Raw genomic sequence first — 12,116 nt, 5'->3', positions numbered from 1 at the left:
TCCGCTATCGCAGTGTCCACTGTTGGTTGGTGCCGCCGTTGCAGGACCAGAGGATGGTCCTGGTGCCGTTGGCGGTGCCTGCGGCGTTGGCGTCGAGGCACAGTCCGGACTGGACGCCGGTGATGGTGCCGTCAGGGTTGACGTTCCACTGCTGGTTGTTCTGGCCGGTGCAGTCCCAGATGATGACCGCGGTGCCGTTGGTGGTGCCGCGTCCGCTGGCGTCGAGGCACTTGTTTCCGTGGACGGTCAGCTGCTTGCCGGTGGTGTAGGTCCAGGTCTGGCCGGCCGCGCCGGTGCAGTCCCACAGTTGGGTCTGGGTGCCGTTGGTGGTGCCGGGGACGGCCAGGCAGCGGCCCGACTGCGCGCCCACGATCTGCTGGCCCGTCGGCGGTGGGGTGGTGCCCTGCGGTCCGGCGGACGCCATCACGTCCTGGGCACCGGAAGGCCAGTTGCCGTTGGTGACCGTCACATTGCCGGAGACCACGTTGCCTCGGTCCCCGTTGGTCACGTTCGTGCTGCCGTTGGTCGACCAGTTGTCGGTGACGGTCCAGTTCCCCATGTTCTCGCCGCCCCAGTAGTTGGCCGTCGCCCACGTACCGGTGTTCGAGAAGACATTGTTGGTGACCTTGTAGTACTTCGAGCCCTCGTCGAAGTACACCCCGAAGTATCCGTTGGTCCGCAGGCAGTGGTTCCGGCTGATCTGCGCGCTCGGGTTCCATCCGAGGGTGTAGATGCAGCCACCGTCGTTCATCTGCTGCATGACGTCGTGGATGTAGTTGCCGATGAGCCGGTTGTTGGACGCGGTGGTCGGCGTCGTGTAGCGCGGCTGGTAGTTGTACAGGCCGCGGTTGGCGTAGTGGTTGCTGCCACCCGCGTCGTTGGCGCCCCAGCCGTACCCGATCGACATGCCGGAGTACGGCATGTTGTAGACCTCGTTCTGCGCGACGGTGCTGTTGGTGACGTACGTGGTCAGGACGGAGACGATGCCCCGGTAGTCCGCCCCGAGGTCGTGGATGCGGTTGTTGCTGATCGTGATGTCCCTGTTGACCATGCGCTGGTCGCTGGGGTGGTGGGCGTCGGCGCGCACGCCGCCCACGAGGATGCCACCGGCTGAGCTCCGGGCGATCTCCGACCGGGTCACCGTGATGTCGCGGGCGCCCAGGCCGACGCCGCCGGCGTGCGCGTTGGCATCGTTGCCGATACCGATGGCCGTCTGGCCCAGGTTGACGAACCGGGAGTCGCTGAAGGTGATGGTGTTGGCGGCGGAGACCTGCACGGCGGCCGGCATCTGCTGCCAGTGCGGCCGGGCGGCCTCGAACTGCGTGCAGCCGTTGTGGCAGGAGTCGAAGCCCGGCCAGCTCCAGTTGCCGGAGATGTAGGCGCCGGTCTGCTGGTCTGCGTAACCCTGGTTGCTGCTGGGGCCCAGCCAGCTCGTACCGGTGAAGGTGATCCCGCTGAAGGTGATGTGGTGCGCCGGCTCGCCGTACGTGCCTCCGACGTTCACCAGCGACTGCAGCCTCGGCAGTTCCACGCCGGCGGTGCTCATGTTCTGCCCGGCCCGGGGGATGTAGTACAGGGTTCCGGCCGTGGGGTTGAGGTACCACTCGCCGGGGGAGTCCAGGAACTCGTACGCGTTGGTCAGGTAGAACGGGCCGGCCCGGTGTGGCTTCATGAGGGTGTCGTAGCCGAAGTTGTTGTTGTTCCACGCCGGCTGCTGCATCGTGATGAAGTTCGAGCTGATGCTCTGCACCGGGGAGTACCGGTCGGTGAAGGAGTTGACGCTCTCCACCTCGATCCGGCTCTGGCCGGCCAGGTTGTTCAGATAGCTCAGCGCACCGTTCGAGAACCTCATTCCGGCGCTGGAGGCCGTGAAGTCGGACCTGTTCACCTGTGTGCGTGCCCGGGTGGCGACGGCGCCGTCGACATAGAGCTGCCGGGCATCGAGACCGGCGGGCACGTCGGCCTTCCAGATGTTCTTGGCCGCGTCGGCCACCGACCAGCCGGTGACCGCCCGGGCACCGGTGATCACCGGGCGCGCCGACGGGGCGGCCCGCCACACGACCGTGTGGCCGCCTGAGCCGGAGTCCTCCGCCGTCAGCCGTAAGGGTTGGGCCAGCCGGTACACACCGTCGGCCAACTGCACCACGATGTCGTCCGACATGGAGTCATTGAGCGATCGCACCTCCGCCTGCGCGGCTGTCAGTGAGCACGGCTGCGCGCTGGAACAGTCGGTGCCGGTGCCGGACGGCGAGACGTGCACGGTGTGGGGAGCCGCGGCTGCGGGCGCGGGGAACGCCATCACGGCGGTCGCGGTCAGACCGACTGTGGCGGCTCCGGCCAGCAGCCGCCTTCGTATCGTGAGAGTGGTGAACACCTTTTCTCCTTGTGGGGGTTTCCGGGCGGAAGGGGACGACGGCAAAAGCGAGCCCACCCCTGTCATCCGGTCAAGGGAGCGTTTTCCAGTCCACGCAGGACAGTTCGGAGGTAGGACAGCCCGTCACGGGCGAGGGCGTCCTGCGACGGGGCGAGCGGCCGCCAGATCGAGGCCGCGGTGGCGATGGCCTCGTTCCGCGCGGTGAACGACTCGATGCACACCGCGCCGCCGTAGCCGGTCGTGGCCAGGCCGGCGAGGAAGCGCGGCCAGTCGAAGTGGTCGGCGCCCGGGGTGCCGCGGTCGGTGCCGCTGACCTGGACGTGCTTGATGTGCGGACCAGCCGTGACGAGCGCCTCGTAGGGGTCGGCCTCCTCGATGTTCATGTGATAGGTGTCGATCATGAGACCGACGTTCGCGGGCAGGCCGTCGATCAGCTCCACCGCCTGCTCGACCGTGTTGACGACGCTCGTCTCATAGCGGTTGAGGGCCTCCACGCCGATGCTCACGCCCCGCTCCCCCGCGTGGTCGGCCACTGGCCGCAGGGCGCGGCGGACGTCCGCGTAGCAGGCCGCGCGCTCAGGCGGTGACATGCGCCAGGTACGCCCTACCGCGGCGTAGACCGGTCCGCCGACGCAGGGCGCGCCGACGGCGACCGCACTGTCCACACACGTTTTCAGGTACGCCACGGTGGAGGCGACGACCTCCGGCGGGGCGTTCACGAGGTCACGTCCGGTCGAGGTGACCGCACAGACGCCGACCGCGCGCAGACCGTACGCCGCCAGCAGGTCCCGGGTGCGGGCCGGGTCCCAGTCGCCGGGTCGCTCGATCGGCAGTTCGACCGCGTCGAACCCGAACGCGGCGATCCGCGGCACCAGCTCGGCCATGGCCTCGTCGTCGACCGGCGAGGCCCAGACCCACGGGTTGACACCGATGGTGTACACCGGACTACTTCCAGCGCCGCGGGTAGCCGGGCAGATCGGTGCAGCCGCACATCGCGTAGTGCAGTGGCGGCATGGTGGGGTCGACGTACTCGTCCAGGTTGTCCCGGGTGATGGTCGGCTGTGGCAGCTTCCACGGGTTCGGCACCTGCTCGCCGTCGAGGATCTTCAGCGCGGCGATGATCGGGGTGCGCCACTGGTAGGTCGGGTAGGTCGGGGCGATCGCCGTGAGCTTCTTGTCCTTCCACAGCTTCAGGAAGTCGAGCTGGTCCTCGCCGTTGATCGGCGGCACGGGCTTGCCGGCGTCCTCGAACGCCTCGACCGCCGCGCCCGCGACCGCCCCGGCGTCCATCCAGACGCCGTCGATCGTGCCGTACCGCTGGATGTAGTCGTTGACGATCTTCTTCGTCCTGGCCGGGTCGCCGTCGGTGAACTCGACGCCGACGATGTCGACTCCCGCCTTGTCGAAGGCGATCTTCGCCGCGGCCCAACGGGTCTCCAGCGCATCGACACCGGGCAGAATGCGCAGTGCGAGCACCTTGCCGCCCGCCTTCATCTTCTGGCTGACGAACTCCGCCGCGACGTGGCCGAATCCGTAGCCGCCGATCGGGTTGATGAACGTCACCGGGCAGGTCGTGTCGACGCCGCGGTCGAAGACGATGACCGGCAGGCCCTTGCGGCAGGCGGCCTCAACGGCCGGGGTGAGCGTCGCGGTGGTGTTCGGCGAGACGATGAGCGCGTGGCAGCCCTTGCCGAGCAGGTCGTTGATGTCGGCGATCTGCTTCTGGTCCTTGCCTTCGGCATCGACGTGGACGAACTCGGAGATCCGGCCGCGGTGCGTGTCGACCTCGGCGCGCATGGTCTTGAAACCGACCTGGCGCCAGGGGTTGTTCAGCCCCGCGTTGGAGAAGCAGATCTTGTACGGTCCGGGCTTCTTGAACTTCGCGGTTTCCACCATCTCCGGGTTGAGCGCCTGCTCCCAGGGCTTGCCGGCCGGCCCGGTGGGCGTGGCGTCCAGGAGCGCGAGCTGCTTGTCGTAGTCGGCCCGCACGAAGAACTTCGACTGCTCCCCGGTACCCGACCCGGTGCCCGCGGAGGGCGAACCCGATGCGCCGGTGGTGGGCTCGTCGGTGGCGCAGCCGGACAGCACCAGTAAGGCGCTCACGGCCAGTACCGTCATGGAATGCCGCACGGAATCCCCTTTATCTGGACGGGAGACGGAAGGACGCCGCCGCCACGGCGAGCAGGATGATCGCGCCCTGGACGGTCGGTCTGAGGGCGCCGGAGACGCCGTAGAAGTTCATGAGCGTGAAGAGCGTCTCGAGGGTCAGTGCGCCCAGCATCGCGCCGACGACCGAACCGCGGCCCCCGCCCAGAGCGACACCGCCGAGGACCGCCGCGGTGATCGCGCCGAACTCGAGGCCGGCACCGGCCTGGAACGACACTCCGCTGTACCCGCCGATGAGGACCGCCGCGAGCGTGGCGGCGACTGAGCTGAGGACGAACGCCATGGTCTTGGCGCGCCACACGCGCACGCCGCTCAGCTCGGCGGTCCGCGGGTTGCCGCCGACGGCGACCAGGGTGCGGCCGAAGTCCGAACGCGTAAGCACCAGCGCCGCGGCGGCCGCCGCCAGCAGGACGACCAGGGCGTACGGTATCCGGCCCAGCACGGGCAGGTCCTCGAACGCCGACCGGCCGAGCCGGCGGAATTCCTCGGAGAGGCCGCCCTTCGGGGCACCGTCGGACCACAGGTACACGGCACCGACGAGGATCAGGAACATCCCGAGGGTCGTGATGAACGACGGCACCCGCAGCAGCGTGGTGACGAGGCCGTTGACGAGGCCTACGGCGATGCCGAACGCGAGCAGGAGCACGGCGACAGGCCGGCCGGCCGACGGATCTCCGTCGATCAGCCGGGCGGCGATGACCACTTGCGCGGTGACCAGAGAGCCGACGGACAGGTCCAACTCGCCGGAGACGATCACGAAGTACTGGCCGGCGGCGAGCAGGACGACCGGCGCGGAGCGGCCGAGGAACGACATCAGCGACGGCGGCGAGAGGAAGTCCGGTTGGCGGGCGGTCAGCAGAATCAGCAACACCGCCAGGATCACGAGGATCGGTGCGAGACCGCCGGAGCGGAAGGTGAGGAGCCGCGGTGGGCGTGCGATCCGCATGCTATGACGCCTTTCGCATGGCTCGGCGGGCGTAGACGGCGACCGCCGCGATGATGATCACGCCACGGATCGCCTGCTTGAAGAACACGTCGACCTCGAGTTGGTTGAAGATGGCGTCCATGCTCGCGAGCAGCAGCACGCCGCCGACCGTGCCGACGACGCTGCCGCGCCCGCCGGCCAGGGCGGTGCCGCCGAGCACCACCGCGGCGATCGACTCCAGGTCGTACAGTCCCTCGGTGCCCACCCTCGGTGCGCCGGCGCCGAGGCGGCCGGCGAGGTAGACCCCGGCGAGGCCGGCGCACAGGGCGCACAGCACATGGGCGGTGACGAGGACCCGGCTGCCCCGCACGCCGGAGAGCCGGGCGACCTCCGGGTCACCGCCCACGGCGATCAGGTGGTGGCCGAAGCGGGTGCGCGCCAGCACGAACCAGGCCGCGGCGGCGACGGCGAGCAGCAGCAGGAACGACAGCGGCACCGGGCCGATGCGTTGGTACCCCAGGCCCTGCACCAGGGCGGGTGCGGTCTTGCCGGCCGGACCGTCGTATCCGTTGTCGAGGTATCCCTTCAGCAGCAGTCCGACGCCGACGGTCGCGATGAAGGGGTTGATCCGCGCTGCGGTGACGAGCAGGCCGTTGACGAGGCCGATCGTGGCGCTGACGGCGAGCGTCAGGCCGATCGCCGGCAGCAGCGCACCATCGTCGCCGGCCATGGTCTCGGCGGCGACGAGGGTGCTCAGACTCACCACGAACGCCACGGACAGGTCCAGCGAGCCCCCGACGATGACCAGCGTCTGGCCGACCGCGACGAGGCCCAGACCGGCGGCGACGTGGAGCAGGCTCACCGTCGTCGGCACGCTGAACAGCCGGCCGCCATCGAGAGTGACGACGATCCAGCCGATCGCCAGGGTGAGGACCAGGGCGACGAACACGCCGGGCGGGGTCCGCCGGGTCGGCAGGGACAGCGCGCCGCTCATCCGGCCGCCTCCCCCACGGTGCCGACCGCCAGGGCGACGACATCCTCCTCACTCGCGCCGGTGGGTAGCTCGCCGGCGATCCGGCCGTCGCGCATGACGACGATCCGGTCGCTCATGCCGAGCAGTTCGGGCAGCTCGGACGAGACCATCAGCACGGCGGCGCCGTCGCAGGCCAGCCGGCGGACGAGATCGTGGATCGCCGACTTGGCGCCCACGTCGATGCCCCGGGTCGGCTCGTCGAAGAGCAGGATCCTCGGGGCGAGCGCGAGCCACCTGGCCAGCACGACCTTCTGCTGGTTGCCCCCGGACAGGAAACGGATCTCCTGCTCCTCCCCCGCGGCGCGAAGCTCGACGGCCGCGAGCAGCTCCCGGACCCGCGCGGTCCGGGCACCGCGGCCGCCCCGGCCCAGGCGGACGGCGCGGCCGGCCAGCAGCGCGTTGTCGAGCACCGACTGCCCGGCGACGATGCCCTCGCCCTTGCGGTCCTCGGAGACGTAGGCGATACCGGCACGTATCGCGGCGCGGGGCGAGCGCAGCCGGACCGGCGCTCCGTCGACGGTCACCCGGCCGGTGCTGAACGGTGCGGCGCCGAACAGTGCGCGGGCCAACGCGGACCGGCCGGAGCCCTGCAGGCCGCCGACGCCGAGCACCTCGCCGGCGCGCAGCCGCAGGTCGATGCCGCGCAGCTTCCGGTTGCCTCCGCCCCGGACGGTCAGCCGCACCGGGCCCAGCTCCTGCGGCTCGGCCGGGGCGGGGTAGTAGCTCGACAGCTCGCGGCCGACCATGTGGCGCACCAGCCGATCGGCGCTGGTGTCCACGGTGTCCAAGGTGGCCACGGCCCGGCCGTCCTTGAGCACGGTGATCCGGCTGGACAGGTCGAAGACCTCCTTGAGCCGGTGCGAGACGTACAGGACGCCGATCCCGTGCTCCTGCAGTCGCCGTACGAGCGCGTAGAGCTGGTCGACTTCGTGGTCGGCGAGAGCCGCGGTGGGCTCGTCCATGATGAGCAGCCGCGCGTCGAGGGCGAGCGCCTTGACGATCTCGACCACCTGTTGTTGCGCCACACCGAGTCGTCCCACGCGCGTGTCGGGCGGCAACGAGCCCTCCCCGACCGAGGCGAGGAGCTCCGCGGTGTGGCTGAGCATCGCCCTGCGGTCGACGAGCCCGCGGCGCAGGGGCTCGCGGCCCAGACAGACGTTCTCCGCGACGGTGCGCTCGGGCAGCAGGGTCAGTTCCTGGTAGACGATGCCGATACCGGCCTGCCGGGCCTCGCGCGGGTTGCGGAACGTCCGCGGTGCGCCGGCGAACTCGACCGTTCCCTCGTCGGGCTGGTGGACGCCGGACACCACCTTCATGAGCGTGGACTTGCCGGCGCCGTTCTCGCCGACGACCGCGTGCACCTCGCCCGGCCGGACCTGGAGGTCGACGCCGTCGAGCACCCGCACGCCGAGGAACGACTTGCCGATGCCTCGCAGAGCGAGCAGCGGCGACGGCAGCAGGCCAGACATCGTGGGAACCTCTGCATTCGCGTCGTCAGGTCGAATAGCCGAGAACTTTCGCCGGACGCGATGGCGACATCGCGCCCCGAGGGTAAATGCCTGGATGAGTGCCTGGCAATACCAGCAGACATCAGCGATTGATATGCCAAAATCTGTTATCGAATCGGCCCGTCCACAGTCGCGCGCCAAGTCACGACGACTGATGCGCAAAATGTGTTATGGAATCGGCCCGACGACAGTCGCGCGCCGAACCACAACGGTTGATGCGCAAAAAGTGTTATGGAAGCGGCCGCACCCGATTCATATTGACTGTTGCGATACCCCGCTGCATGCTGGCCGGCAGACCACGGGAGACGGTCGCATCTGGTGTGAATCCCCTTGCTTCCGTAGGGACTTGACTGCCCGTCACGGCGGACGGGACGACGAACTGACGGCAGACGCGTGCCTACGACGCGCTCGGGCACTCCGGCGCATCTTCAGGTGCGGCCGACGCGTGCCCGTGGTCATGCCATCGTTGCTCCGCCGAAATAGGAGACGGCATTGCGTCGCATCATCGTTATCTTCGGGGCGATCGCGAGCGTGCTCCTGTCGCTCGTCGTCGCCCAACCGGCGTCAGCGGCGCCGGCCTTTCGAGCCCTGGTCTTCACGAAGACGGCCGGTTACCGGCACGATTCGATCCCGGCCGGCCTGTCGATGTTCCGGGAGCAGGCGGCGGCCAACGACTTCGAGTTGGTCCACAGCGAGGACTCGAGCGTTTTCACCCCGGCAAACCTCGCCACCTTCGACGTGCTCATCATGTTCCAGACCTCGGGAATGGTGTGGACCACGGCGGCCCAGCGTCAGGCGGTGGAGGGCTACCTCGCCAGCGGCAAGGGCATCGTCGCGATCCACAACGCCACAGACATGGGCATCGAGAACGAGTACCCGTGGTGGGACCAGACCATCAACGGCGGCGCGCACATGCCGGAGCACTCCCCCGGCGTGCTGGGCGGCACCGCCATCGTCGCGGACAAGAAGCACCCGTCGACGGCCGGCCTGCCGGACCGTTGGAACCGCAGCGAGGAGTGGTACAACTTCGACCGCAACCCCCGCGGCGACGTCCATGTCCTGGTCACCGCGGACGAGCGCACGTACAACCCGGGCCCCCGCGCCATGGGGCCGGACCACCCCATCTCCTGGTGCCGCAACACCGGCGGCGGCCGCGTGTGGGCCACCGGCATGGGGCACACCAGCGCGGCCTACGGCGAGACCCATTTCCGCAACCACGTCCTCGGGGGCGTCAAGTGGGCGGCCGGCAAGGAGCCCGGCGACTGCGGCGGCACCGTGTGGAGCAACTTCGAGAAGCGCACCCTCGACGACAACACAGCGGACCCGATGGCCCTCGCGGTCGCCCCGGACGGGCGGGTGCTCTACGTCCAGCGGGCCGGGCAGCTGAAGATCTTCAAACCGACCACGAACAGAACGGTGACAGCCGGCACGCTCAGCGTCTACACCGGCGGCGAGGACGGCCTCACCGGACTGGCGCTCGACCCGGACTTCGCCGACAACGGCTACGTGTACCTGTATCACTCCCCCGCCGGAGTCCCGAACGACATCAACCGGGTCTCCCGGTTCACGCTCACCGGCGACACCCTGAACATGTCGAGCCAGGTGACGATCATCGACATCCCCGCGACCCGGGACCGCACGTTCGCCGAGCCCGGGCACACGGGCGGGTACATCGAGTTCGGCCCCGACAAGAACCTCTACATCGGCACGGGGGACGACGTCCCACCGAACCTCGACTCCAACTGGCAGGGCTACGCCCCGCTGGACTGGCGGCCGGGCAAGGCCAACCTCGACGCCGCCCGCACCGCCGGCAACACCAACGACCTGCGGGGCAAGCTCCTGCGCATCCGTCCTTCGGCGGGCGGCGGCTACACCGTCCCGGCCGGCAACCTCTACCCGCAAGGCACAGAGAAGACCCGGCCCGAGATCTACGCGATGGGCTTCCGCAACCCGTTCCGCTTCTCGATCGACCCGGAGAACGGGTGGGTCTACCTCGCCGACTACGGCCCGGACCGGAACCCGCCCACGACCAACCGCGGCCCCGAAGGGCTCGTCGAGCTCAACGTCATCAAGTCCCCGGGCAACTACGGCTGGCCCTTCTGCCACGGCGACAACCAGGCCTACGCGCCCTACAACCCGGACACCCGCGTCGTCGGAGCCAAGTTCAACTGCAACGCGCCGGTCAACAACTCGCCGAACAACACCGGCCTGACCAGCCTCAAGCCGATTGTCGCGCCGAACATGTGGTACGGCTACGGCGTCTCGCCGAACTTCCCCGAACTCGGCTCCGGCGGCTCGGGGCCGATGGGCGGACCGGTCTACCGCTACAACGCCGCGAACCCGTCCGATACGAAGTTCCCGCCCTACTACGACGGGGTCCACTTCTTCTACGAGTGGTCGCGCCACACCGTCAAGGAGGTCCACTTCGACTCCGCGACCGCGGTCACCCGGACCAACCCCTTCATGCCCGCCGCCAAGTTCCTCAAGCCGATGGACATGGAGTTCGGGCCCGACGGCTCGCTGTACCTGCTCGAATGGGGCAACAACTTCGGCGGTGGCAACAACGACTCGGGTCTCTACCGCATCGACTACAACCACGGCGGACGGTCGCCGATCGCCAAAGCCACCGGAGCACCCACCAACGGGGACGCGCCACTGAACGTGCAGTTCAGCAGCGCGGGGACCACGGACCCGGATCCCGGCAGCACGCTCGGCTACCACTGGACGTTCGGCGACGGCACCACGTCCACGGCGGCCAACCCGTCACACACCTACACCGCCAACGGCAACTACACCGCCCAGCTCAAGGTCACCGACAACACCGGTAAAACAGCCTTCGCCAATGTGCCGATCACCGTGGGTAACACCGCACCGACCGTCACCATCACCATTCCGTCCAACGGCGGCATGCTGGACTTCGGCGACCGCGTCCCGTACAAGGTGTCCGTCACGGACCCCGGCGGCGCGCCCATCGACTGCGACAAGGTGTTCGTCAACCCCGCCCTCGGCCACGACGACCACCAGCATGAGACCACGGACCATCCGGGGTGCTCGGGCACCATCGACACGACGCTGCTGGGCGGGCACCCCGAGGGCGCCAACCTGTACTACGTCCTCAACGCCCGCTACACCGACGACGGCGGCCCCGGCGGTGCGAACCCGCTCACCGGCTACGCCCAGGCGATCCTCCAGCCCAAGCACAAGCAGGCCGAGTTCTACACGGACCAGTCGGGTGTGCAGATCGTCGAGCAGTCCGGCGCGGAGAGCGGCAAGCGGGTCGGCGACATCTCCGACGGTGACTGGATCGCGTTCAAACCGATGAGCCTGTCGGGCATCACGAGCGTGCGCTACCGCCTGTCGTCGCCGAGCGGCGGCGGATCGATCGAACTGCGCGCCGACTCCCCGACCGGCACACTCCTGGCCACGACACCGGTGCCCAGCACCGGTGGCTGGAACACCTACCAGTCCACGCCGGCGGTGAACACCGCCGATCTCGCCGGCTCACACCCGCTCTACCTGGTGTTCAAGGGCACTTCGAACAACTGGTTCGACCTCGACTCACTGACCTTCGGCGGCAACGGGGTCGGCGAACCCGGCAGCGGCGGCGGTGGTGGCGTCGCCGGTCGGACCTGGACGGTCGCAGCGCAGCACAGCGGCAAATTCGTGGACGTCGATGGCGCCTCGACCGCTGACGGCGCCCAGGTCGTCCAGTGGGCGGCCACCGGCGGCAACAACCAGAAGTGGCAGGCCGTCGACGCCGGTGGCGGCGCCGTGCACCTGAAAGCGGTGCACAGCGGCAAGTGCCTCGCCGTCACGGGCGGGTCCACCGCCCAGGGCGCGTTCCTTCAGCAGTCCACCTGCGACAACGGCAACCCGCAGAAGTTCCTCGTCACACCGACCACCACGGCAGGCGTGTACACGGTGAAAAGCCTCCCCAGCGGACTGTGCGTCGACGTCAACGGCGGCTCGACGGCCGACGGCGCACGGCTCCTGCAGTGGAGCTGCCACGGCGGCACCAACCAACAGTGGCGGTTCACCGCCGTATAGCCCGTCCGCACGGGATGCCCGGCGCGGTCGCGCGCCGGGCATCCCTCCCTACGAACAGGTGAG

General features: G+C 69.1%; 7 protein-coding genes. 1 reads left to right on the top strand and 6 read right to left on the bottom strand.

Features of this window, described 5'->3' with window-relative positions; genetic code table 11:
• Nucleotides 1-4: 4 nt before the first annotated feature.
• The 6 genes from FDO69_RS16310 to FDO69_RS16285 form a co-directional block, all read right to left on the bottom strand.
• Nucleotides 5-2,299 (bottom strand): ricin-type beta-trefoil lectin domain protein, encoded by a 2,295-nt coding sequence (locus FDO69_RS16310; protein ID WP_104780581.1) that lies wholly within the window; start codon nucleotides 2,297-2,299, stop codon nucleotides 5-7.
• Between the two features lie 137 nt (nucleotides 2,300-2,436).
• Nucleotides 2,437-3,315, bottom strand: coding sequence for a sugar phosphate isomerase/epimerase family protein (locus FDO69_RS16305; protein ID WP_104780537.1), 879 nt, complete (start codon nucleotides 3,313-3,315; stop codon nucleotides 2,437-2,439).
• Nucleotides 3,316-3,319: 4 nt separating this feature from the next.
• Complete coding sequence (locus tag FDO69_RS16300; protein ID WP_104780536.1) at nucleotides 3,320-4,492, bottom strand: substrate-binding domain-containing protein; 1,173 nt, start codon at nucleotides 4,490-4,492, stop codon at nucleotides 3,320-3,322.
• 22 nt (nucleotides 4,493-4,514) lie between these two features.
• Nucleotides 4,515-5,486 (bottom strand): ABC transporter permease, encoded by a 972-nt coding sequence (locus tag FDO69_RS16295; RefSeq protein ID WP_104780535.1) that lies wholly within the window; start codon nucleotides 5,484-5,486, stop codon nucleotides 4,515-4,517.
• Nucleotide 5,487: 1 nt separating this feature from the next.
• Nucleotides 5,488-6,459, bottom strand: coding sequence for an ABC transporter permease (locus FDO69_RS16290; RefSeq protein WP_104780534.1), 972 nt, complete (start codon nucleotides 6,457-6,459; stop codon nucleotides 5,488-5,490).
• Nucleotides 6,456-7,967: a sugar ABC transporter ATP-binding protein gene (locus FDO69_RS16285; protein WP_104780533.1), complete on the bottom strand. Its 1,512-nt coding sequence runs from the start codon at nucleotides 7,965-7,967 to the stop codon at nucleotides 6,456-6,458. The genes FDO69_RS16290 and FDO69_RS16285 overlap by 4 nt, the downstream gene beginning before the upstream one ends.
• A 531-nt stretch (nucleotides 7,968-8,498) precedes the next feature.
• On the opposite strand from FDO69_RS16285, the gene FDO69_RS16280 reads away from it, so the two are divergent.
• Entirely contained in the window at nucleotides 8,499-12,053 is a 3,555-nt protein-coding gene (locus tag FDO69_RS16280; protein WP_104780532.1) for a ThuA domain-containing protein, read from the top strand.
• Nucleotides 12,054-12,116 lie beyond the last annotated feature (63 nt).

The sequence above is a fragment of the Streptomyces tibetensis genome, assembly GCF_007655005.1.
In the GTDB taxonomy this organism is placed as follows: domain Bacteria; phylum Actinomycetota; class Actinomycetes; order Streptomycetales; family Streptomycetaceae; genus Streptomyces; species Streptomyces tibetensis.
The sequence above is the reverse complement of the archived record's forward strand: the minus strand, read 5'-3'. Positions and strand labels throughout refer to the sequence as shown.